Origin of the sequence: Aurantiacibacter xanthus, assembly GCF_003584015.1 — a bacterium.
Classification (GTDB): Bacteria; Pseudomonadota; Alphaproteobacteria; order Sphingomonadales; family Sphingomonadaceae; genus Alteraurantiacibacter; species Alteraurantiacibacter xanthus.
Genome location: NZ_QXFM01000107.1, coordinates 34564 through 58624, shown reverse-complemented (window position 1 = coordinate 58624; position 24061 = coordinate 34564). Strand labels below are relative to the sequence as shown.

Below are 24061 nucleotides of genomic sequence, written 5' to 3'. Positions count from 1 at the left end.
GACCTCGCCAACGTCAAGATGAGCATGAACCCGTTTGACGAGATCGCCGTCGAAGAGGCGATCCGTTTGAAGGAAGCGGGCGCTGCCGAAGAAGTGATCGCCGTCTCGATCGGCCCGGCCAAGGCGCAGGAAACGCTGCGCACCGCGCTCGCCATGGGTGCCGACCGCGCGATCCTCGTCGAGACCGACGCCGAGGTCGAACCGCTGGCGGTTGCCAAAATCCTCAAGGCGATTGCCGAGGCCGAACAGCCGGGCATTGTAATGCTCGGCAAGCAGGCGATTGACGACGATTCGAACCAGACCGGGCAGATGCTCGCCGCCCTGATGGGCCGTCCGCAGGGCACCTTCGCCTCGAAGGTCGCCATCGACGGCGATCATGTCAGCGTCACCCGCGAGGTCGACGGCGGTCTGGAGACGGTGAAACTGGCCCTGCCGGCGATCGTCACCACCGACCTGCGCCTGAACGAGCCGCGCTATGCCTCGCTGCCGAACATCATGAAGGCGAAGAAGAAGCCGCTCGACACCAAGACGCCCGACGATTTTGGCGTCGACGTCACCCCGCGCCTCAAGACCACCCACGTGGGCGAACCGCCCGTGCGGCAGGCGGGCGAGATCGTCCCCGATGTCGATACGCTGGTTGCCAAGCTTAAATCCCTGGGAGTTGCCTGATGACTGCCCTCGTACTCGCTGAACTTTCGGATGGCGCGGTGGCGCCCGCCACGCTGTCTGCCGTCACCGCTGCCGCGCAGCTTGGTGGTCAGGTGCATGTGCTCGTGGCCGGTGCGCAAGGCGCGGCTGACGAGGCCGCCAAGATTGCCGGTGTCGAGAAGGTGCTCCACGCTGGCGACGCCGCCTATGCCGATATGCTGGCCGAGAACGTCGCCCCGCTCGTGGCGGGTCTGATGGACGGCTACGATGCCTTCCTCGCGCCTGCCACCACCACCGGCAAGAACGTCGCCCCGCGTGTGGCTGCGCTGCTTGACGTGATGCAGGTGTCGGACATTCTCTCGGTCGAAGGTCCGAAGAGCTTCACCCGCCCGATCTACGCCGGCAACGCCATCGCGACGGTCGAATCGAGCGATGCCAAGCTGGTGATCACCGTGCGCACCACCGCCTTCGACAAGGCGGACGCAGAGGGCGGCTCGGCCAGCGTCGAGTCGGTGAGCGGCCCCGGCGATGCGGGCCTGTCGAGCTTCGTCGGCCTCGAAGCAGTGAAGAGCGACCGCCCCGAACTGACCAGCGCCAAGACCATCGTATCGGGTGGCCGTGCGCTGAAGGACGGCGAGACCTTCCAGGAGATCGTCACCCCGCTGGCCGACAAGCTTGGCGCTGCCATCGGCGCGAGCCGCGCGGCGGTGGACGCGGGCTATGTGCCCAACGACTATCAGGTCGGCCAGACCGGCAAGATCGTCGCGCCGGAGCTTTACGTTGCCGTGGGCATTTCGGGCGCGATCCAGCACCTTGCGGGGATGAAGGACTCCAAGGTGATCGTGGCGATCAACAAGGACCCCGATGCGCCGATCTTCCAGGTCGCCGACCTGGGGCTGGTGGCCGATCTGTTCGAAGCCGTGCCGGAATTGGCCGGAAAGCTCTGATGAACAAGCTCTATCCTTCCGCCGAAGCGGCGCTGCAAGGCGTGCTCCACGATGGCATGCTGATCGCCTCGGGCGGGTTCGGCCTCTGCGGCATTCCCGAGCGTTTGCTGAAGGCGATCCAGACCTCTGGGGTGAAGGATCTCACCTTCGCCTCGAACAATGCCGGGATCGACAACGAGGGCATCGGCATGTTGCTGCGCACGCGGCAGGTAAAGAAGATGATCTCGAGCTACGTCGGTGAGAACAAGGAGTTCGAACGCCAGTATCTTGCGGGCGAGTTGGAGGTGGAGTTCTGTCCCCAGGGCACGCTGGCCGAGCGGATGCGCGCTGGCGGCGCGGGCATTCCCGGTTTCTATACGAGGACCGGCTTCGGCACGTTGGTGGCCGAGGGCAAGGAGATCAAGAGCTTCGACGGTGAAGACTATGTGCTTGAGCGCGGAATCTTCGCTGACCTTGCGATTGCCAAGGCATGGAAGGCCGACGAGACCGGCAATCTGGTGTTCCGCAAGACCGCGCGCAACTTCAACCTGCCCGCGCTCACCTGCGGCAAGATCGCGGTGGTCGAGGTCGAGGAAATCGTGCCCGCCGGATCGCTCGATCCCGACCAGATCCACCTGCCCGGCGTTTATGTCCAGCGCATGGTGATGGGCGCGCCTTACGACAAGAAGATCGAATTCGTGACCACGCGCGAAAGGGAGAGCACCCGATGAGCTGGACGCGTGACCAGATGGCTGCCCGTGCTGCGCAGGAATTGCAGGACGGCTTCTACGTCAACCTCGGCATCGGCATTCCGACGCTGGTGGCCAATCACATTCCCGAGAATATCCACGTCACGCTGCAAAGCGAGAACGGGATGCTCGGGATCGGCCCGTTCCCCTATCCTGACGAGGTCGACGCCGACCTTATCAACGCCGGCAAGCAGACAATCAGCGAACTTCCGCACAGCGCTTATTTCGACAGCGCGCAGAGCTTCGCGATGATCCGCGGCGGCCATATCGACTTGACCGTGCTCGGTGCGATGGAAGTCAGCCAGAATGGCGATATCGCCAATTGGATGATCCCCGGTAAACTTATCAAGGGGATGGGCGGAGCGATGGATCTGGTCGCCGGGGTGAAGAAGATCATCTGCGTGATGGAGCATGTCTCCAAGCACGGTGAACCCAAGTTTATACCTGAGTGCACCTTGCCGCTGACCGGCAAAAATGTGATCGACATGCTGATCACCGACCTCGCGGTGTTTCAGCGTCCTGACCATTCCTCGCCGTTCAGGCTGATCGAGCTGGCGCCGGGTGTGACTGCCGACGAAGTGTCGGCCAGGACAAATGCAATTTACCTATCATAGGCGAGCCGGTGTTCCGGGCTCTTGCAAGGAAATCAATATGATCAAGCTCACCGTTACCGACCGCGAAGGCGAGGCTCACGAAATCGAGGCCGAGGAAGGGCTGACATTGATGGAGGCTATTCGCGACAACGGCTTCGACCAGTTGCTCGCGCTGTGCGGCGGCTGCTGTTCCTGCGCGACGTGCCACGTTCATATCGATCCCGCGTTTGCAGGCCGATTGTCCGAGATGAGCGAGGACGAGGATGACCTGCTCGACAGTTCCGATCATCGCGATGCGACCTCGCGGCTCTCCTGCCAGATATCGCTGAGCACGGCGCACGATGGCCTGAAGGTCAGGATTGCCAAAGAGGATTGAGCATCGAGCATTTCGATGGACTTCGGGAGCATGGCGGGAGGTCCATGGATGTTGCGGTGTCAGTTCAAGCTTGAGGCGGTGAGGACGGTGCGAGAATGCCGGGGTGGCGATGGGGCAGGCTTGGCGGGATCTGAACGCCCTGCCTAAATTGGGGACGGAAGCCTATGCTTGGGAATCCGATTCAATAGCGCCCAGCCGCTTCAATACACTGCCCATCTTCGCAACGGCGGATCCTTTGAAAAGGATGCAATCACCCGCACGGATATCTCTTCTGAGCCAAGCGGCCATTTCTTCATGGGAATCTGTGTGACCGGCATGCAAGTGTCCCGGCATATCGCGGCAAAAGGCAGCGTAGCTTTTTCCCATGACATAGACGCGATCTATGTCCACCGCCCGAATGACAGTGGCAAGCTCGGTGTGGAACTGAATGGTGTCTTCACCGAGTTCTGCCATCTCTCCCAAAACGGCGATTTTGCGTCCGTCCGTCTGTTCACCACCGAGTTGATGCAGGGCCGCCTTCATTGAGGCGGGGTTGGCGTTATAGCTGTCGTCGATTGCGACGATGGATTTTCCCTCCAGAAGCAGCTTCTTGCGCGCACCCCGACCAGCGACTGGTTGAAAACTTGCAAGCTGGAAAAGTGCCAGCTCGGGATCGTGCCCCATTTCGCAAGTCGCAGCGATAACTGCCAGTGAATTCAGCGCCATATGCTCGCCAGGCGCGCCCAGAGTATAGCGGACTTTCTTGCCGCGAATGTCTGCGGTCACTTCGCCAGATGCCTGGTTGTATTCCAGCAGGCGGTATGGGCATTCTGCCGAACGGCCATAGTTGCACAGCCTGAGCTTTCGTCGCAGGGCGGCCTTGGCGACTGTTTCCCATTCCGGCATCTCGCGGTTGAGCACCGCCAGCGCGCCGGGCTTCATTCCGAGAAACATCCGGCTTTTTCGTAAGGCAACGCCCTCAAGGGTATTGTGATATTCGAGGTGCGCCGGTGCGATGGTGGTGAAAACCGCCACATCTGGCCTCGCGAGGGCGGCACTTTGTTCCATGCGACCGACGCCCATCTCGATCACAATATGGGGATCGTCCCAGCGCATCGAGGCAAGGTTCCACGCGACTCCCAGCGGCAGGTTGGCATTGCTGCTGGTCTGGCCCACCAGGCCATAAGAGCGCAGGGCATGGGCCATCATGGCGACGGTGGTGGTCTTCCCTGCGCTCCCGGTAACGCCGATCACCCGTCCACCGAAACGGGCACGGGCATAGCGTGCCATATCAAGCACCGCAGTCTGCGGATTTTCGACCCAGAGCTTCGGAACGGTGCCCTCAATCCCCGCCGGATTGCTGACCAGTACGGCAGCGGGTTTGACCGGTTCTTTCGCAATATCGTCAGGGGTGAGGCCCTTTTCGCCCTTGCGTAGCCGCACGGCGGCTATCCGGCCCGGCGTGAAGCCGCCGCGATGAATGCAGACGCCCGTGGCACTCCATCTGAGCGGAGGCGGATTTTGCCAGACACCGCCCGTAGCGAGGGGCAAGTTGCGCGCGTTCCAGCCGCTCTCTTGCGGCGGACGCCATTCCAGCCGGGCCGGATCGGCGGGATATGCCTCGCCGCTTTCCTGAAGGAAGCGGCGATAGCCGATCAGGCCTGAGAGGTAGTGCTCGACATCGTCGATGCGCACGCGGAAGGCGTGGTGACGGATGAAAAAACTGCCTTCGATCCGATCCGGCCGCCGGTAGAACATCGCCAGCTCGGGCCAGAAATGACCATTGAGCAGATAGTGCGCGCGAAAGTGCAAAGCTTCATAGAATGTGGGCAGATCGATCTCGCGCAGCAAATGCCGCGCAGCTGGAGCCTCGCGCAATTGTGCAATCAGTTGTGCGGACGAGATCATCAGTTCCAGCAGAGTGGGAAAGGTCGTGATGCGATCAAGCACGAAACCCAGGTGCGAGCGCACGTTGCGCAGGCCGAAGCGGAAATAGGCTGCATTGGGCCGGTACTTTATCAGCTCGCTGGCGGCATAGCCCAGCCAGTGATCGTGCGCGCGCCAGTGGCGATGCTGGAGGAAGTACGAGAAAGCTCGCTCTACTGCCGCCAGCCAGCGCGCTTCTCCGGTCAGGCCGTAAAGCCGCATCAGGCCGAAGGCGGCCTCGCCATCGTAGTAGATGATGCGGAATTTCTCCTTCAGCTCCAGCGCGGGGTAGCTGAGGACATGGGCAAAGCCGCCGCTCTCGCGGTCCTGCATGTGAAGGATGCCATTGCCCAGCGCGTCGAGCAGGGCACGATAACGGTCTGTCCTGAACAGTTCGGCATGTTTCACCAGCGCGAGCAGACACACGCCGCTCGCCCCGAGCTTGATCTCGCCATTGTCCTCTACCACGAAGGCCAGCTGCTGCTCGTGAACCGTGGAAGATCGCACGAGCCGGGTGGCGAGGTATTCGGTCGCACGCTCGATCGCCGCTGCCAGAGGAGCGGAGGGCCGCACCTCGTAGGCCTCAAGCATCGAATGCAGCGTGCTGGCGTGGCGCAGGCTGTTGTAGGTGAGGATCGGGCGGTCGAAACAAGGGTGCCAGCCATAGGCAAAGCGCCCGTCCGCATCCACCTGCCGCGCGAGATAGGTTGAGCCTGCGGTGATCAGGCTGTCGAGATCGGCAATCCCAAGCCGATCAACCCGGCGACGCCCTGCATTGCGACCGGTGCCGTGGAGCGGGATGGGGGCGGGATCATCGGCGGCAAGAAACAGCCCGCCGGTGCTAAACAGCCACAGGGGCGCATCGTCGCGCAGGTCGAGCTGGGCACCGGGATGACGCTGCCGGGCATAGCGTGTGAAGTTGCGCTCGTTGAGCACGCCATGATCGAGCTTGTTGCCCCCATAGAGCATGGCGTTCGCGTTCAACTCAGTTTCGAGAAAGGCTGTCTCAAGGTCGGCATCGAACGCTATGCCGTGGCGAAAATAGTTGCGCTTGGTCCCTTCGACTTGTTGCTTGAGGCCGGCGACGGTGGTGAGGGACAGGTCTTCCACCCAGTCGAGGCGCAACCAGCGTGCCTCAGGCTGGCGTTTGGCGAGCTGTTCGGCACAAGCGGACCAAGCCTTCGCGAAGCTATCGGCCGTGGCATTGACAGTCACCGCGCGCGCGGAGCCATCACTTGCCGACAAAAACAGCGCGAAGCGATCCGATCCGGGCAGGGCGCGCGCTGCCGCGGCAGCCGCATCGTTCATTCGGGCAATGAGCCTTGCCGTGTCCATGCTATTTCACCCCGCAAGGTTCTATCGCTCGCGCAGGGCCTCGCGGGCCCGGTTAAGCGGCTTCATCAGATATTGCAGCACTGTCTTGCTGCCGGTGTGGATATCGACGGTGGCGATCATGCCCGGCACGATGCGGAGCGGAGCACCGGCCCGGTCGGTGAGAGCGTCGGCGCTGGTGCGCACGAAAACGCGGTAATAATAGATCGACGGATCGGCCTGGTCCTGAATGGTATCGGGCGAGATCGAAGTGACGTCACCTTCGAGCGAGCCGTAAATGGCGCTGTCGTAGGCCGTCACCTTGACAGTGGCCCGCTGGCCGGGGTGGATGAAGGCGATATCGCGGGGCGACATTCGCGCCTCGATCAGCAATTGGTCATCGACCGGGGTGATGGTCATCAACAGCCCGCCCGGTGGCACCACCCCGCCGATGGTCGACACATCGACGCTCTTCACGATGCCCCGCACGGGCGCGCGCAGGGTCAGCGTTTCGAGCGAAAAGTTGCGCCCCCGTACGATCGGCGAGAGCGATTCCATTTCTTCTCGTGCCTGGCTCAGCTCCTCGCGTGCCTGCACCATGTATTCGGAGCGAATATCCGCCTTGCGCAGTTCCAGCTCGGCTTGTTCGCGGCGCAGGCGGATCACCTCGACATTGCTGGCCGCCCCGACCTCGACCAGTGACCGGGCAATGTTCAGCTCCTGGGTGATCAGCGCCAGAGACCGATCCACCAGCGCTATCGACTGGTCCACGCTGCGCCGCCGAGTTTCGTAAAGGCGCTGTTCGGTGGCACGCAACGAAGCGAAGCCGTCGAGGCTATCGGGGAAGGTGATGGGCAGTTGCGCCACTTCAGCTTCGAGCCGGGCAACCTTCGCCTGCACCGCGGTGTAACGGGCCTCGCTTTCCTCGACCTCGGCGCCAGAGCGGGTCGGATCGAGCTGGGCCACGACCTGGCCCGGCGAGACCAGATCATCCTGCTGCACCATCAGTTTGGACAGGATGCCGCCCTCAAGCGACTGGATCGTTTGCTCGCGGCTGGTGGGAATGACACGGCCCGAGCCGCTGGCGACCTCGTCGAGCGTGGCGAGATAGGCCCAGGCCAGAAAGGCCAGCAGCCCGGCCAGCGCCACCGATACCACGCGTGTGCTGCGCCTGAGGCGACGCTCGTCGAACAGGTTCTCGAAATTGGGGCCGAGATCTGCCGGAGCGGTGCTCATCGTGTGCCTCCCGCTTGGGCCCGCGCTTCTGAACTGGTTTGCGCCTGTATCGCGGCGGCGCGGGCCTGGGTGGCGAGAAAGCGCGCGCGCGGCTGGTCGGAGGCGATGCGGCCCTTGTCGAGCACGATCACCCGGTCGACCACATCGAGCAGGCGGGTGCGGTGTGTAGCGATCACCAGCGTTCGGCCACGGCTCCAGGCACCCAGCTGCTCGACAAAGTGGCGTTCGGTCAACTCGTCCATGGCCGCGCTCGGCTCGTCGAGCAGGAGGACGGTAGGCTCCCGCAGCAGCAGGCGGGCCAGCAGCAGCGCCTGCGCCTGTCCGGCTGACAGACCTCCTCCCCCTTCGCGCAGGCGATAGTCGAGGCCGCTTTGCAGGCCGCTCACGAACCGGTCAGCTCCTACCGCGGCAAGTGCGCGCATGATTGCCTCGTCGCTTGCGAGCGGTGCGCCCAGCGTTAGGTTTTCCCGGATCGTGCCATGGAACAGCCGCGAGTTTGCGCCAAGCAAGCCCACCTCGCGCCGCGAATCCGCAGGGTCGATCTGCGCCAGGTTGAGCCCGTCGAGAAGGATCTGCCCTTCGAGCGGATCGAGCAGACCCGACAGGCCTTGGAGCAGCGTGGACTTACCCGCGCCGTTACGGCCCAACAGTGCTATTCGTTCGCCCGGCGCGATGGTGAGGTCATCGATCGCCAGAATGGGCCGGCTGGGCTCATAGCCGAACCGGGTATGGCGCAGCGCCAGCTCGCCCGAGGCACTGGGCAGCGCGATGCGGCTTTCGCCCTCGGGATGATCGACCGGCAATTGCATAATCGCATCGAGGCTGCGGGCCCCGATCCGCGCTTGCTGGAGGCGGCTGAACACCTGTGTGAGATGCGCCATCGGGGCCAGCATGCGCGACCCCAGCACCGAGGCTCCCACCAGCACGCCCGTGGTGATGTCGCCGGCGATGACCATCGGCGCACCAACGAAAATGATCGTGGCATAGACACCCGATTGAACGTTGTGTGTCCACACGGTCAGCCCGTTGGTAAGCCCGCGCAGCCTGAGCTGCGCTTCGCCCGCCACCTCGGTGTAGTGACGCCATTGGCGCTGGAACCGCTCCTCGGCCTGCAATGTCTTGATATCTTCAAGCCCCTGCACGGCTTCGACCAGCATGGCGTTGCGCAGTGAGGCTTCGCGCATTGCGGCCGTCGCATGCTCGCGCATCCGCCGCTGGGCGAGCAGCCCCGGAACCACCAGCAGCACCAATGCGCCCAGCGGCACCAGCGCCAATGCGCCGACCAGATAGAACATGACCGCTGCGAACAGGATGAAGAACGGGATGTCGGCCACCGCTGCGAGCGTGGTGGATCCGAGCACCTCGCGGACCTGCTCCAGATCGCGCAGCTGGGCGATGAATGAACCGGTCGACTGCGGGCGCGCGCTGGCCTTCACGCGCAGGGCATGCCCGAAGACCAGATCCGACATCCGCAGGTCGGCTCGCTTGCCGAGTACGTCGACGATGGTCATGCGCATACGGCGCAGGATGAAATCGAGCGCTATGGCCAGCACCACGCCGAGGAAGAGCACCATCAGTGTGGGCATGGATTCGGCGGGCACGACGCGGTCGTAGACCTGCATCGAGAAAACGATGCCGGCGAGTGCGAGCACGTTGCAGATGAAGCTGGCGAGCAGCACATGGCCATAGCGGGGCAGGTCGGCAGTCAGAATGCGCCGCAGCCAGCCTTCGTCATAGGGCTTAACATAGAGATCCACGCGCTCATCGCTCAGGCCTCCGGCGGGCCGTGCCTGAATATAGCGCAGGGCCTTGCTGCCGAATTCTTCGAGCAACATGCGATGGGGCAGGGCGGGGCAATCGGCTGGCGCCACGACGACTTCGCCTGCGGAAATCGCACTGACCAAAGCAAGTGAACCGTCCCGCATTTCGGCCAGCAGAGGCAGGTGCAGGCTGCTCAGTCGCAAGCTGGCAGGATCGCTGAAGGTCACGCGAAGACCAAGCCTGCGGGCCATGGTGGCAACCCGATCTTCGAATGTGTGGCTGTCGTCCCATTGCCCGGCCAGCCGCGCGGATTGTTCGGACAGGGTAAGGCCATGGTGCCGGGCAAGGAAACGCAGCGCCTCAAGCCATCGCTCGTTCTCTTGCAAGGTTGGCTTGGCCGGAGGCGCCGGAATCTGGATCGGTTGAAAGGCCGTCATAGTCGAACCCCACGGAGATCTTCCCCGGTCAGACCGAGCGCTTCGCGAAGCCGTCCGCCCGAATGGAGGCAGACCACCGCGAGCCGGGCGAGGTCGTAGCGGGCGTTGATCTCGTCGAAGCGGATCTGGCTTAATTCCTGATCGGCGTTGAGCAGGTCGACCAGCGTACGTGTGCCCAGTTCGAGATATTGCAGGCGGTATAGCTCGCGCGTTCGTTCCATTGTCGAATAGCGGCGCGCAAGCGTGACAGCGCGATCCTCCAGTGCGCGTTCCTGAGCCCGTGCTTCAGCGAAAGTGCGTTCGGTTTCGAGCCGGGCCGCGGCAAAATCGGCGGCTGCCGCCGACTGCGCCATCTGCGCCCCGCGCACGCGTCAACGATAGGCACCGCCGTCGAAGAGCGACGATTCCACCCTGATGCCAAAGTCGTAGCGGGCCCGGTCTTCACCTAGCGGATCGAGCAAGTCGCTTCGACCGCTGCCGCCGACACTTATGGTTGGCATCCTGCCAACCCTCTCATTGCGCAACCGGGCTTCGGCCTGATCGAGCCGTGCGCGTGCTTCCTGCATCAGGGGCGGTGCATCGAGGGCTTCGAGGTTTGCACCACATGCATTGTCGAAGCTTTCGGGCAAGGTGGAGGACACGGGTGGCGCCACCTCGCGGCCGAGCAGAAAGCCAAGGTTGGTCTGCCAGCGCAGCAGTTCGGCCTTGATCTGCTGGATGGTGGATTGCGCGGCATCGACGCGCGATTGAGTCTGCAACGCGTCAGACCGTGTGGCCGCCCCGCGTGCGGCGCGGGCATCAACCAGGTTGCCGATGGCTCGCACCCGCTCGACCTGCTCGCTCGCAGCGGCGTGCAGCATTTCGCCGCGCAGGATCTCGATCACGCTGAACGCCGTGTCGTGAAGCAAGGTATCGACGGAAAGCAGCACCTGCGCGCGCGCCACACGCACGCCGGCGCGCTCGATGTCGGTCAGGCTGTCGAGTTTTCCGAAATCCAGCAGCCGCTGACTGACGCCGATATTTGCGCTCGGACGCCAGTCATTGCGCAGAGTGGAGTCGTAACCGAGTCCAACCCCGCCCGTGACCTGGGGATACAATGCGGAACGCACCTCGCCGATCCGTTGCTCCTGCGCATTGAGCTGGTCGGCGGCCCGCGCCACGGTGGGGTGCCAGGCCACCGCTTCGCGCGCCGCGGTGGGCAGATCGAGAATCGCATCGGTCCAGGAGGAATCCTGCGCCGACGCCGGTTGCATGCCCATTAGGGCCGTGCCCGCGCAAGCAATAGCCAGCGCGCCGCGGGCACGGCCCATGGTTGTTATCACAGGGCCCTGACCGGCTTCCAAGTCAGACCTGCTGTTCGAGCGGATCATCCAGTCCGCCAAGGGGCGAGGTCGTATCGTATTCGACGACAGGCGGCGCATCGGTCGGATCGGTGGATGCAGTGGAGCTGCCCGATCCTTCTTCGCCGCCACCGGATCCGCTGTCGTCGGGTTCAGTGCTGAGCGCGAAGGTCAGCCCATCGCTCTCCAGCAGCCCGGTTTCGGCAAAGGCCATGACCGCTGGTTGCCCTGCCAGTTCGAGCGTTACGATCAGATGGGCCGTCTCGGTTGAACCGTCAGGCGCCTCCAATGTGTAGCTGAACGTGTCGCTCTGACCATACTGGCCATCGAAGGCGGGATCGATCGTGTAGGTATAGCTGCCATCAGGATCGATTGAGAGCGTGCCATAGGTGCCGGCGACCTCCGTATTCGCTCCGGCTATGGTGATACCTTCAACCTCGGCAACGTTGGTGCCCGGCTGGACCACGTCCGTCCCGCCGGCTCCGTCATCGGTGATGACATTGCCGCTGACGCTACCGCTGGCGCTTTGCGGATCGCCGAAGTCGGTCGTCAAGTCGTCGGAAGTGGAAACCGTGACTGAACCGAGCAGGTTCAGGTTCAGCACGGCCTGGGAATTTGCCAGCAGAACATAATAGGTTGCTCCGCCCTCCAGTTCGAGAGGTACTGGCCCCGTGGCATCCCAGCTTGGCAGCAAAATGCCGAGGATGCCGGGATCATAGTCCAACCAGTTGGTGACGCGTGCGAATTCGGTCACCACACCGTCGCGCTCGGCAAAGACGATCAGATCGAAATCTGCATCGCTCAGACTGACAGCTGCGAGCGCTGAGCCACTGCCATCGAGTGTGACATCGCGTGTGGCATATTCGGGAACGTCGAACGCCATGACGCTGTTGCTCTGCAAGAGCGCGATATCGATCACACCAGAGAGCGCCGACAGACTGAGTACCGTACCGGCAGTTTCCGTCGCTGACGGGTTGCTGGTGATGGTTGGCGTCACGTCGAGAGCCAGCGTCACCTCGTTGTCGATCGCGAAGTAGAGATCGGGTGCGGTGAGGGCCGTTGGCAGCGAGGTTCCTCCGGCATCCCCTGCCGTCACGGTGATCGTTTCACCATCGATCTGCGATGTGGACAGGGTGATCGAGTAAGCGCCGCCTGCATCTGCCGTGGCAGTGCCAAGCACGGTTAGACCGTCCGCGCCAAGCACGGTCACAGTCGATCCTGCTTCGGCCAGACCAGTGACGGTTGTGCCGTCGGTCGAGATGGCGGCGGTGGGTGTCGGCGGAGCGAAAAGGTCCGGCGCATCAACTGGCGTACCCCCCGAACTGTTGCCGGGATTATCGGTCGCCGTAACCGTCAGGGCCTCGCCGTCCACCTGCGGATCATCGAGTACGATGGCGTAGCTGCCATCGCTTCCGGCGATCGCCGATCCGATCGGGACACCGCCCGGACCGAATACAGTGACCGTCGAGCCGGGTTCCGCGGCCCCTGGACCACCCGACACCGTGGTTCCATCAGCCGAGATTTCGGCAGCCGGTGCGGTGGGAGGCGTTTCGTCCGGTGCCAGATTGAAGGTCAGCGTCGACATTTCGCTTATCGATCCGTCGCTGAGCGAAACGGTGAACACCTCCTGCTGCGGCGTGTTGATCACAACATTCGGGTCTGCCGTGTAGGTGTAGGAGCCATCAGCGGCGATAAGCAGGGTGCCGTAAAGACCCGATACCGCGACCGTTCCCGTGCTCGGCACGGTTGTCGTCCCGCTCGGTCCTTCGACCGAAACCACTGTAGTGGTGCTCAGGGCGTCGTTGTCATGGACGTCGCCGCTCGCCGTGCCGGTGCTGATGTAGCTCTGGTCGGTAAAGTCGGCCGCAAGCGTAACTGAGCTGAGCGCTCCAAGATCGATCAGAGAGTTGCTCGCTGTGACCAGGCGATATTGCCCTTCGCCAAGCCCATCGATCGAGACTTCGGCTACGTCGTCGGTCCCAAGCAGCGTGATGTCGAGCAGGCCGCCGTTGCCCACACTGGTGACATTCGTCCATTCTCCGGTGCCGGCATCGTATTGCTGCAGGACCAGTTGCACGTCGCCGAGAAGGTTTATGTCCAAGAGGCCCGAGGTCGAAAGAGTGGCATCGACATCGGTGCTGTGGCCGGCATCGACAGTGAACGCGAGAACCGGAACGCTCTCGTTGATCGCGAGGCCAAGGCCCAGCGCGCCGACCGAGACAAGCCCACTGCCGGTTTCGCTGGCGGAGTAGGTAACTTCTTCAAGTTCGACCGCGACGGTCAAGTTGGCGATATCGTCCTCGGCCCCGAGGTCAGCATCAGCGTCGGCATCGGCATCGGCATCGGCATCGGCATCGGCATCGGCGTCTGCGTCGGCATCAGCGTCAGCATCTGCGTCAGCGTCAGCATCAGCGTCAGCATCTGCGTCAGCGTCAGCATCTGCGTCAGCGTCAGCGTCAGCATCTGCGTCAGCGTCAGCATCTGCGTCGGCATCGGCATCGGCATCTGCATCGGCGTCAGCATCGGCGTCAGCATCTGCGTCTGCGTCTGCGTCTGCGTCAGCGTCAGCGTCAGCATCAGCATCAGCATCTGCGTCAGCGTCAGCGTCAGCATCGGCGTCAGCATCTGCGTCAGCGTCAGCGTCAGCATCGGCGTCTGCGTCAGCATCGGCGTCAGCGTCTGCGTCAGCATCGGCGTCTGCGTCAGCATCGGCGTCAGCGTCTGCGTCAGCATCGGCATCGGCGTCAGCATCGGCGTCAGCGTCAGCGTCAGCGTCAGCGTCAGCATCGGCGTCAGCGTCAGCGTCAGCGTCAGCGTCTGCGTCAGCATCAGCGTCAGCGTCTGCATCTGCGTCAGCATCGGCATCGGCGTCAGCATCGGCGTCAGCGTCAGCGTCAGCATCGGCGTCTGCGTCAGCGTCTGCGTCAGCGTCAGCATCGGCGTCAGCGTCAGCGTCAGCGTCTGCGTCAGCGTCAGCGTCAGCGTCAGCATCGGCATCGGCGTCAGCGTCAGCATCAGCGTCGGCATCTGCGTCAGCATCGGCGTCTGCGTCAGCATCAGCGTCAGCGTCAGCGTCTGCGTCAGCATCGGCGTCTGCGTCAGCGTCAGCATCGGCATCGGCGTCAGCATCGGCGTCAGCGTCTGCGTCAGCATCGGCGTCAGCATCGGCGTCAGCGTCTGCGTCAGCATCGGCGTCTGCGTCAGCATCGGCGTCTGCGTCAGCATCGGCGTCTGCGTCAGCATCAGCGTCTGCGTCAGTATCATCAGTGATCGTCACCGCGCCGAGGGCGGAGATTTCGCTAGTATTGCCGGCGGCGTCGATTTGGCGGACCAACACATCCCCGTCGGAATAGGTTCCATCGGGCAACTCGAAGCTGGAGCCAGTACCCGCAGTCCAGGTTTCGCCGCCATCGAGGCTGAATTCCCAGGTGTTGGCCGGGTCCAGATCAGGCACCAGGACCGTGCCGTCGCTCGTCACGCCGTCGTCCGATGAAGCGCCGGTGTCGTTTTCGAGCACGGCACCGGGCGGAGGTGGTGCGGACAGGTCTACTGTAACCGGGCCGACCGATATCGGCGTGCTCGCGGGGGCCCCTGCGACGACCTGGCGAACCAGGACATCGCCGTCATTGTAACTCCCCTCAGGCAGTTCGAAGCTGCCGCCTGTGCCAGCGGTCCACGTGGCTCCGCCGTCGAGGCTGTATTCGTAGGTTGCGCCGACTGCCAGTCCGGTCACGATCACGGTTGGATCGTTGGTAATGCCATCTTCGTCAGAAAAGCCGGTGTCGTTTTCCAGAAAGGCTTCGGGAGCCGGCGGCGGCGGCGGCGGCGGAGGGGGAGGGGGAGGTGGTGGAGGCGAGGAGGGAGATTGGCCGGACGACCCGCCTCCACCAGCAGCGGCTGCAAGTCCGCCAAGAAGACCGGCGCCGCCGAGGACCGGTAACATGCCGATACCCGCTCCGCCGCCACCGTCTGCTGCCAGCAATTGTTCGGGGGAATCGAGCGGGGAATATTGCGCGAATTCGAGGCCGCTTTCATCACGGAGCCACCAGTGAGAGCCGTCCTCTTCTTCCAGGACCAGTTCGCTCATCTCGCCGTCTGGCCAGTTGGCGTAGAAGTTCTCTACAATCACCATCTCGCCCGAGGCGAGTTCCACCACAAGGTTCTGACCCTCGCGCCGGAAGCCGACCACGTCGGCGCGATCAAGCCCGAGCACGACGATCTTCGCTTCGTCAAGTGTGACGAGATTGGCCACAAGCTCTTCGCTCGTTCCGCTATCCTTGGCAATCAGCAGTACATCGGTCATCGCAAGCACCCTCACTGTTGTCACCCGAGGTCCGCCGGAAGCGTTGCTCACGAGCTGCGACAGTGGATGGCGCCAGCCTCAATGAACCGTCCCTGCGGATCGGGTATGCCATCAAGAACAGTGCAAAGAGGATGCTAGGGATACCGGGCGTGAGCGAAACAACATCCGCCTTACGACAATACCGCGCTTTCAATCCTCTTCTTTCCACTTTCGTGATGACAGATATGAGGATTATCATCGCTCGGTATTTCCACGTGGCCATCCGTTGTTTCCACGTGGAATTACCGTACCAAAATCTTAATTGAATTAACCAATTATTAGGAGTGGTTTCAGGTATAGAACATGAGTGAAGTCACAAGGTTGCGATACTTGCTCTGACAAGAAATGTTACCATGCTATGGATTTACCATGTTGGATAATCGGCACATTTCGGTGGTCTGCATACTGGTGCCTCGCTTGCTACGGGCGAGAAAGACATCTCAATCATTGCAAACGAAGAACGAGCGTGTGCCGTTTCGGTGGTAAAAATCATCGCCTCTTCCGATTTGATGGAACGGGAGAAAACCCGGTGAATGAATGCTGATCATATATTGCGATGGCAACAGGATGCATCAAAATAAGCGGCTGTAAAAGAAAATAAATCATGGATTTTTTGCTTGGGCTGTGGGGCCCGGGACGTAGCAGGAATGGTTCATTGACACTTGTGCAAGACATCAATCGAACGCGTTTGGGGCGCACCCGAAACTGGTTACAGGGTGGCGGGCAGGTAGGGACTGAGATCGCTTTACGCGACTGGTCATCAACCAGCCTCGGGCCGATGGAAGGCTGGCCATCGACCTTGCGCACTACGCTCAATCTCATCCTCAATTCCGGTCATCCGACCTTGATATGTTGGGGAGCGGAACTGCTTTGCTTCTACAACGATGCTTGCCTTCCTGCACTTCGCAGGAAGGTAAACACTCTTGGCAGCCCTCTTGCCGCGGTGCTCCCTGAATCGATGGAGCAGCTAAGGCCTCTGTTTCGCGAAGCCTTGGAGGGGAAGCCGATTTTTGCGAAGTCCTTGCGAGTTCCACTACAGCCCGGAGGCGAAGCGCACGATAGCTGTTGGGCAGCCTCCCTTTCGCCGATCTATGACGACGCCGGGACAATCAGCGGTGTCCTGGTGCCGCTCCTTACGCAAGCTGATCGGATCGAAGCGCAAGCCCGCTCAAACGGGAGCGAGGAGGGCCTGCACCAGGTCAGCGATATCGTGCCAAGCTTGCTTTGGCGGGCCTCTCCACAAGGGGAAATTCTTTGGGCAAACAACAAATTGCGCGAAGGGCTTTCGAGCGACAATGTCTGGCAGTCAGTTCATCCTGATGACCTGCCATCGGTGCGCGACACCTGGGCGCGATCACAGCGGGACGAGGCAACCTTTCGACACTATCACCGGCTCCGAATGCGCAACGGTGAATATCGTTGGCACATAGCGACCTCGGAACCCCGAAGCGACGGCACCGGAGAAATTGTCGAATGGTACGGGGTTGCGACCGACGTGGACGATCTTCACCAATCCTCCACGGCTCTGAGCAAGGCTTCGGCGGTGTTCCGGAGTTTTGCCGAAAACTCCGCCGACGCGATTTGGGTGATCGATGTAAGCAAGAAGACCGTCGAGTATACCAGTCCGGCTTGTCGGACGATTTGGGGAGAGTTACCGGAGCCCGGCTTCAGTTGGTATCAGTGGCGCTGCGCCATTCATCCCGATGATCGGGCGCACCAGGATGCGGGCCTTGAAAGGCTTCTGTCGGGTGAAGTCCTGCGCGAACAATATCGGATCGTACGGACCGATGGTGCGATCAAATGGATCCGCAGCACGAAGTTCCCAATATTCGACTCCGATGGATCGATCCGGCTGGTGGGAGGCATCGCGCAAGACATCACGGACGGAGGCTACAGGACCATCCACCTGATTGATGGGGAAATGGAAAGCCGGGTTACTCTGAACCGGCGCTTTCAGGCTAACGGCTACGACGTTCGTAGCTATGACGGAGTAGATACATTCCTCAAGGTGTGCCGGGGCCTCGTCCCTGGCTGTGTAATCCTGCTGGATTCGAGTGGCGGAGTTGAAGCAACCCGTCTCGCCAGCGCGCTGAGGGGTGAATTTTATGCCTTCCCATTGCTGGTTATTTCCGAGGTGGCGGATGCTTCGACAGCGATCCAGCTAATGAAGCAGGGGATCAAGGATATCGTGTTGCCCACCGACCCTCTCGAACGGCTGGATCAGGCTATTTCTTCCGCTTTGAGCGCGATCCGCAAAGACCAACGAGAAGGCGATACGGTACGCCGGGCGAAGGAATCCATGCAGATTTTGAGCGACCGTGAACGCGAAGTGCTCTTGGGCTTGAGCGACGGGGCGACCAACAAAGAGCTGGCGCGCGAACTGGGGGTGAGCCCAAGAACCATCGAGACGCATCGCGTGCATATTATGGAGAAACTCGGAGTTTCCACATTGCCTGAGGCTGCGAAAATTGTCGCGCTTGCGCAGTTGTAGAACGCGAGGCGATATCCCTGATAAATCTTGTGATCATACCCGGATCAACGTGAACGCGGATTTCCAGGAGGCCGCTTAGGCTTGGCCCCAAGCGACAGGAGCGCGCCGCAGAACGGCAGCAGGAGCGCAACGCCGAAGGCCGCGCCATATCCGAAGGACGCGGCGATGAAGGTGGCAAAGGAGCTGCCGCCCATCTCGCCCAGATCGCGCGTACTTTGCACACCCGTCATGTCCGTGCCGGCCTGATCGCCCTTCTGGGCAAAGGCCATGGCAAGCGTCATCAACGCAACCGAGACGCTGCCACTGCCAATTGAGCCTGCCACGACCGCAATCAGCGCCATCGCTTGCGTGACGTCGGCCTCGCTGGCACTTGCTTGCATCCACAGCGCGGCGGACAGCGCAAGGCAGGCAAGGCCGCAGATCAGGACGAACCGGATTCCAGCCCGGTTGATCAACCATGCGCCGCCGCCGCAACCGATCACGATCGTCGCAACGCCGCCCGCCATGCCGAGCGCTCCGATCTGTTCGAGCGGCCAGCCGCGGTCGACCAGCAGGAGCTTGAACAGCGCGAAAGTCGAACTTGCTGCAACCGCCGTCAGCAGGGCGAGGGCGAGGATCGCTCCGGCACCCCGGCGCCTGATCAGGCGGAGGAGGCTGGCGCGGGGGCGTTCGCGCGATTGCCGGTCAGTGCCGGGCTCGCGCCACAGCAGCGCCAGCATCAGGCCCACGCCGACAATGGCGGCAACGACCAGCAGCGCGACCGTTCGTCCAAACAGCCCGGACAGGATCAGGCAGCCCGAGCCGCCGATGAAGAACCCTACCATCGTGCCGCCGACCTGCACCGCATTGGCTCTGGCAAGTGCGGGCCCGTGGACATTCTCCGCCGTCAGCCCGTCCGTAGCCGTGTCCTGCGTGGCCGAAGCCAGCGAGGACAGGGCGAACAGCGCGAGGGCCACGGGAGTTGCAGGGCCGGTCAGACCGATGGCGGCCACGAGCAACAGGCACAGCAGCACCACGCTTTGCATCGGAATGATCCAGCTGCGCCGCTTGCCGAAGCGCTGAGACCAGACATTGTCGACCATCGGTGCCCAGAGAAACTTAAGGATCCATGGCAGGCCGACCAGCGGCAGCAGGGCCAGCCATTGCAGCGAGACCCCGTCCTGCCGCAGCAAAGTCGGCAAGGTCTCCATGGCAAGGCCGAGCGGAATGCCCTGTGTCATGTACAGAAAGGCAATGAGCGCGAAGAGACGCCATTCGGCGCGTGAAAGCATGATCGTCATGAGTGGGCAGCTTTGCTTGCAGAGGGAAGGGAGCGGCGCAGGCGTCGGCGTTGCAGCCACAGAAACAGGCCGGAACAGGCGAGAACCCCGCACAACAGGGCGCAGGCGAGGTAGAGACCGCGCACTGCCGCACTGCTCCACAGGCCGGTGTGGAGCGACTTGGCGGCGATCATCACCTGCATGAAGGCGGGCACCGGACGGGCGGGCAGGGGCTGGCCGCTCTGCCGGTCGAGCATCAGCGTGCGCGATTTGGCCCAGGGCGCAGCGCTGCGATCGAGCAGCATGATCGCGACGGGGCCATCACCGCCGCCCGGCATGATGCCCTGAATTTCCGCACCGGGGTGCAGCGCCAGCGCCGTCGACGTCATTGCCGCAAGGTTATCCGGGCGGACCTGTTCGATCGCCCGCGGAGCGGAACGCTCCGGCCCGGATCGCAAGTCACCGAGCGTCTTGAACGCCAGCAGCATCGCGCCGGTCACGCTCAGCAGCAGCAGGAAGGCCAGCGCGACAAGGCCGGTCCATTTGTGCAGCGAGGCAAGCGGATAGGCCCCATGCCATGGCGCGCGGCGCAGCACCCGCAAGCGGCGGCGCATGATCGCAAGGCCGGTTATGGCAAGCGTCAGCAGCCCCAGCGAGGCGGCGAGCATGACCAGCTTGCCGGGCAGACCGATCAGCAGGCTGTTGTGCAGGTCCAGCAGGATATCGCGCAGCGACGACCCGCTGCGCGCCTCGGCGAGAACGCGGCCATCGCGCGGATCGAAGGTGAGGGTCCGGCCAATCCCGTCTCCTTCGCGCAAGGCGAGCGTCCACTCCTTGGCCGGAGACAGGCCCGGCATGATCAGGCCGATCTGCGCTTGCGGAAAGCAATGGTTCGCCTCGGCCACGGCCCTGTCGATCCCGGCGGGAGCGAGCGGGCTGGCTGCTCCCTTGGGCCATGCCGGCAGGAGGAGAAGGCCGATGCCCGTCAGCGTCAGGATCAGAAAGGGCGCAAGGCAGGCCAGCCCGATCCAGCGGTGAACCTTCCAGAGAGCGGCGCGCATCGTTACGCACCATCACGCCATGGCCGCATCCGCGTTCCGCCCGCCGGTGTCACGAACATCAGCCGCGACGGTTCGCGCAGCAACAGCCGGTGCCAGGTGCCCACCGGCACAAGACAGCCCTGTCCGGCACGCAGGGCGAGTGGCGCTTGATCGTGCCCGTCGTCGTCACCGAGCACGACATCGATTGCGCCTTCGAGCAGAAAAAGCAGCTCATCGCCATGCGGGTGCATTTCCCACTTCTCGGGATGCAGGTCCTGCGGATCGACCGGCGCGAACATGCCGATCACCCGTTCTCCATGCGATGTGTTGATCTCTCTCCAGGCCTCGGGCGAACGGGGCAGGGGAGAAGCCTTGCGCGCCTCGGCGTCGAGGCGGACCAGCGTGTCGAGCGGGTCGAACAGTGTGATGGCCATGTCAGTACCTCACCCTGAGGGTGGCCATCACGCTGCGGGGTTCGCCATACCAGTTGTTCCACGCGGTCCCGCCGAGGGCGGCGAAGTAGGTCTTGTCGAACAGGTTCCTGGCGTTGAGCGCGAGGTCGATGCCCGGCGTGAGCGCATAGTCGACCCGCAGATCGACCACACCGTAGCTGCCCTGCGTCATCCGCACCCCGCCCGAGGTAACGTAGAAGCTGCTCTGCCAGTTCACGCCCGCTCCGACGCCGAGCCGCCCATCGAGCGCCGGAACCCGGTAATGCGTCCAGAGCTTCACCATGTGGGCGGGCGTGATTGTGGAGAACTGTTGTCCCTGATTGCCGCTTGGATCGCCTGCCGCTGTACGGTCACGCAGATATTCGGTGTCGGTATAGGTATAGCCCGCCTGAATGCTCCAGCCCTCGGCCAGTTCGCCCTGGATTTCGGCGTCGATCCCTTTGCTCTCCACTTCGCCATCGGCGATGTAGGCGCAGGTCGATCCGGGGGCGCAGGGATAGTCGGGATCGAGCTGTGCCCGGTTGTTCTGGCGAATACGGAACAGCGCGATGGATGCGTTGAGCTTGTCGCGGAACCAGCTTCCCTTGAGGCCAGCCTCGATATTGTTACCGGTCATCGGGTCGATGACCTCGCCGTCATGGGTCAGGTTGCTCTGCGGCGTGAAGATCGAACTGTAGCTGGCGTAAAACGAGAACGGGCCGCCCAGCTTCCAGACCAGGCCGCCATAGGGCGTAAACTCGCTGTCGACCTGATAACGCCCTGTCGGAGTGAGCGGCCCGCCGATGCTGGCGCGGCGCACGGTTTCCGTCTCCCACCAGCTCAGGCGGCCGCCACCGATCAGCGTCAGCGGCTCGGCCAGCTTCAGGCGCAGCACGGCATATCCGCCATATTGCTTGGTGTCGGTGGTCTGTTCGCCCGCCCATGTCCGGGTGTCGGGTCTGGGCACCGTCACCGGTCGGTCGGCGAACAGGTTCACCGGGCCGAACATGCCGGGCAGGTCATAAGAGACCTGCCGGGTATGGCCGTCCCAATAGTTGCCGCCGATCAGGATCTGGTGACGCTGGCCGAGCAGGTCGAACCCGCCAGAGACATAGCCGTCGAGATCGGTCTCGCGGTTGTCGAAATCGTAGGAGCCGCCATAGAGGATCGGACCGAGGCCGGTCGCGCGGTCCACCGCGCCATAGGCGCTGGCGTAGGTCATGTCGCTGTCGCCATCGATCCGGCTGACGGCTAACCGCGCTTCCCAGTCATTGCCGAAATCGTGGCGCAACTCGGCGAACAGCTGCGTGTTGTTCCAGTTGCGCTCCGACCAGTCCGCGCCGGTGTAGCGCGAACGGGGCAGATCGAGCGCTCCGCCGTCGCTGTAGCGCGGCACGCCCATATAGGTGCCGTCATCGCGGACATCCTGCCACTTGATCGTCGCGGCGAGCACGGTGCGCGGGGTGACGTTCCACTCCAGCGTGCCGTAGCCGAGCACCTTGTTGCGGTGGCCAACGTCGTAATAATAGTCGCGATCTTCGACCACACCGACCGCGCGGGCCCTGAGGTCGCCGCCGCTGGTGAGCGGAATGCTGACGTCGCCCTCGGCGCGAAAGTTGCTCCAGCTTCCGGCGCTCAGCGTGGCATTGGCCGACAGGTCGCGACCGGGCCGCTTGCGCACCAGATTGATGGTGCCCGAGGGGTTGCCGGTGCCCTGCAGCAGCCCGCTCGCGCCGCGCAGCAGTTCCACCCTGTCGTAGATCGCCATGTCTTCGGTGTTGACGGCTTCGTTCCAGCCCGATGTCGGGATGCCGTCGAAATTGAGCGTGTCGATCACGAAGCCGCGCGAATAATAGGCGGTGCGCAGGCGCGTGCCCGGCTGGACCGTCACGCCGGGCGCATTGGTCATCACATCGTCGAGCGTGACGAGGTGCTGCTCATCGAGCCGTTTGCGGTCGATGATACTGATGGTTTGCGGCGTTTCGGCAATGGTCAGCGGCAATCGGGTGCCGATGCCGACACCCTCCGGCATGGCTGCGGTCACGATGATGACATTGGCAGGCACGTCATCGTCAGCCCGATCGCTGGCACTTGCGACGGATGGCGCTGCCAGCGCCAGGAGAAGGACGGAAAGGGAAGTGCCGGCGCGCAGCCCCGGTATGCGTGGAACGGACATAGAGCCTCGATTGATGCGAATGATTATCAATAGATGCTCTAGGCGTGGCGGCGCGTCCTGTCTTTTCGATTGCCGGTAAAGATCTTTCGAAATGCGGTCAGTTCATGCCGTGGCGCGAAAGGCTTCCCGGCGTGACGCCAAAGCGGCGGGTGAAGGCGACCGTGAAGTGGGGCAGGGTGTAGCCGGTCTGCTCTGCCGCCAGCGTGGCGGACATCCCGCTATCCAACAGGTGCCAGGCCTCCCGCAAGCGCAGTTCGCGCAGATATTCGGTGATGCTTGAGCCGAACAGGCGCCGAAATCCGGCCGTCATTTTTCGGTGACCGAAGCCGAACTGGCGCGCCAGCACATCGACGCTGGGCGCATGGCGCCAATGATTGTCGAGATAATCACGCAGGTCATGGAGCCGCTGCACCTCACTGGCATTGGCAAGCGAAGGCTGGCTGTGGGGAAGGCGTCCTGCAATGGTCTCGACCGCAAGCGCCGCCAGCTCAAGAGCCTTGCCCGAATTGTGCAATCGACCGGCGGCACCGTGAAAGGGGCGGTGGAGGATGCTGGTGGCAAGGCTTCCCATCGCGCGCGGCGTGCTGCGCGTGGTGTGAAATATGCTGCCACGCTCAACGCTTTCGGGGAGATCCTGTTCGAGCAAATCCTCGACTAGTCCGGCTTCGAGAAAAAGCGTGAGATACTGTAGCCGCATGCCCTCCGCGAAATGGTGGTCTAGCCGCCAGCTATCGCGGCTGACGAAAAGGCTGCTGGTGCCTGCGGGCACAATTGCACCCGCATGATCGTCCACATCAAGCGAGAAACTGCCTTCGATGAGCAAGGCCAGTTTCAGGCCCGGCCCGAGATGTTCCTGAGCCTGCTGCGCGGCGCGAAAACATTGTGTGCCGCCGCTCAGATGGATGCCGGGCGTTGGTTCGCTGGTCCAGGTTGGGGGACGGGTTGGCAACGGCGGGGCGCTGATCATGCGTGGTTCTCGGTTCGACAGGTGGCAGCTTCGCTATTGCGACGTAATCGCAACTCAGATGCGGTTTGTCGAT

The 24061-nt window shown here is 62.8% G+C and carries 18 protein-coding genes and 1 pseudogene; 6 read left to right on the top strand and 13 right to left on the bottom strand.

All coding sequences use genetic code 11. The features are described from left to right. The 5 genes from D2V17_RS12085 to D2V17_RS12065 all read left to right on the top strand — a co-directional run. Positions 1-669: electron transfer flavoprotein subunit beta/FixA family protein (locus D2V17_RS12085; RefSeq protein WP_147367364.1), on the top strand; the 669-nt coding region annotated here is incomplete at its 5' end. After that, positions 669-1595: an electron transfer flavoprotein subunit alpha/FixB family protein gene (locus D2V17_RS12080; RefSeq protein WP_119593142.1), complete on the top strand. Its 927-nt coding sequence runs from the start codon at positions 669-671 to the stop codon at positions 1593-1595. The genes D2V17_RS12085 and D2V17_RS12080, both read left to right, overlap by 1 nt. Then, positions 1595-2305, top strand: a complete 711-nt coding sequence (locus tag D2V17_RS12075; protein ID WP_191229175.1) for a CoA transferase subunit A — start codon at positions 1595-1597, stop codon at positions 2303-2305. The genes D2V17_RS12080 and D2V17_RS12075 overlap by 1 nt, the downstream gene beginning before the upstream one ends. Beyond that, positions 2302-2937: a CoA transferase subunit B gene (locus D2V17_RS12070; RefSeq protein WP_119593140.1), complete on the top strand. Its 636-nt coding sequence runs from the start codon at positions 2302-2304 to the stop codon at positions 2935-2937. The genes D2V17_RS12075 and D2V17_RS12070 overlap by 4 nt, the downstream gene beginning before the upstream one ends. A 37-nt stretch (positions 2938-2974) precedes the next feature. Continuing rightward, complete coding sequence (locus D2V17_RS12065; RefSeq protein ID WP_119593139.1) at positions 2975-3292, top strand: 2Fe-2S iron-sulfur cluster-binding protein; 318 nt, start codon at positions 2975-2977, stop codon at positions 3290-3292. A 162-nt stretch (positions 3293-3454) separates the two neighbouring features. Here the strand turns inward: D2V17_RS12065 and D2V17_RS12060 are convergent, their stop codons facing one another. From D2V17_RS12060 to D2V17_RS22010, 8 genes and pseudogenes are all read right to left on the bottom strand, one after another. Next, positions 3455-6532, bottom strand: coding sequence for a UDP-N-acetylmuramoyl-tripeptide--D-alanyl-D-alanine ligase (locus D2V17_RS12060; RefSeq protein WP_119593138.1), 3078 nt, complete (start codon positions 6530-6532; stop codon positions 3455-3457). Between the two features lie 21 nt (positions 6533-6553). Further along, positions 6554-7744: a beta-barrel domain-containing protein gene (locus D2V17_RS12055; protein WP_119593137.1), complete on the bottom strand. Its 1191-nt coding sequence runs from the start codon at positions 7742-7744 to the stop codon at positions 6554-6556. Beyond that, positions 7741-9942, bottom strand: coding sequence for a type I secretion system permease/ATPase (locus tag D2V17_RS12050; RefSeq protein ID WP_119593136.1), 2202 nt, complete (start codon positions 9940-9942; stop codon positions 7741-7743). Before D2V17_RS12050 ends, D2V17_RS12055 begins: the two co-directional genes overlap by 4 nt. Further along, positions 9939-10310 carry a TolC family protein gene (locus D2V17_RS12045; protein ID WP_147367384.1) on the bottom strand — a complete coding sequence of 124 codons (372 nt, stop codon included), beginning with the start codon at positions 10308-10310 and terminating at the stop codon, positions 9939-9941. The genes D2V17_RS12050 and D2V17_RS12045 overlap by 4 nt, the downstream gene beginning before the upstream one ends. A 3-nt stretch (positions 10311-10313) precedes the next feature. Further along, positions 10314-11195: a TolC family protein gene (locus D2V17_RS12040; RefSeq protein ID WP_220474113.1), complete on the bottom strand. Its 882-nt coding sequence runs from the start codon at positions 11193-11195 to the stop codon at positions 10314-10316. Positions 11196-11286: 91 nt separating this feature from the next. Beyond that, the gene (locus tag D2V17_RS21790) at positions 11287-13566 is read right to left on the bottom strand and encodes an Ig-like domain-containing protein (protein WP_245978693.1); all 2280 of its coding nucleotides are present in this window, start codon (positions 13564-13566) and stop codon (positions 11287-11289) included. Then, positions 13563-14546 carry a hypothetical protein gene (locus D2V17_RS21785; protein WP_245978692.1) on the bottom strand — a complete coding sequence of 328 codons (984 nt, stop codon included), beginning with the start codon at positions 14544-14546 and terminating at the stop codon, positions 13563-13565. The genes D2V17_RS21790 and D2V17_RS21785 overlap by 4 nt, the downstream gene beginning before the upstream one ends. 703 nt (positions 14547-15249) lie before the next feature. Continuing rightward, a pseudogene (locus D2V17_RS22010) lies at positions 15250-15585 on the bottom strand (BapA/Bap/LapF family prefix-like domain-containing protein); the annotation flags it as partial. 643 nt (positions 15586-16228) lie between these two features. On the opposite strand from D2V17_RS22010, the gene D2V17_RS12020 reads away from it, so the two are divergent. Next, entirely contained in the window at positions 16229-18115 is a 1887-nt protein-coding gene (locus tag D2V17_RS12020; protein ID WP_119593133.1) for a PAS domain-containing protein, read from the top strand. A 44-nt stretch (positions 18116-18159) separates the two neighbouring features. Here the strand turns inward: D2V17_RS12020 and D2V17_RS12015 are convergent, their stop codons facing one another. From D2V17_RS12015 to D2V17_RS11995, 5 genes are all read right to left on the bottom strand, one after another. Continuing rightward, positions 18160-19386, bottom strand: a complete 1227-nt coding sequence (locus D2V17_RS12015) for a RhtX/FptX family siderophore transporter (RefSeq protein WP_281270576.1) — start codon at positions 19384-19386, stop codon at positions 18160-18162. A gap of 5 nt (positions 19387-19391) precedes the next feature. Further along, positions 19392-20435, bottom strand: coding sequence for a PepSY-associated TM helix domain-containing protein (locus D2V17_RS12010; RefSeq protein ID WP_119593131.1), 1044 nt, complete (start codon positions 20433-20435; stop codon positions 19392-19394). Between the two features lie 2 nt (positions 20436-20437). Further along, positions 20438-20848, bottom strand: a complete 411-nt coding sequence (locus tag D2V17_RS12005; RefSeq protein WP_119593130.1) for a cupin domain-containing protein — start codon at positions 20846-20848, stop codon at positions 20438-20440. Position 20849: 1 nt separating this feature from the next. Continuing rightward, on the bottom strand, positions 20850-23021 hold the full coding sequence (locus tag D2V17_RS12000) for a TonB-dependent siderophore receptor (protein WP_119593129.1): 2172 nt from the start codon (positions 23019-23021) through the stop codon (positions 20850-20852). Positions 23022-23118: 97 nt separating this feature from the next. After that, positions 23119-23988 (bottom strand): AraC family transcriptional regulator, encoded by an 870-nt coding sequence (locus tag D2V17_RS11995; RefSeq protein WP_119593128.1) that lies wholly within the window; start codon positions 23986-23988, stop codon positions 23119-23121. Positions 23989-24061 lie beyond the last annotated feature (73 nt).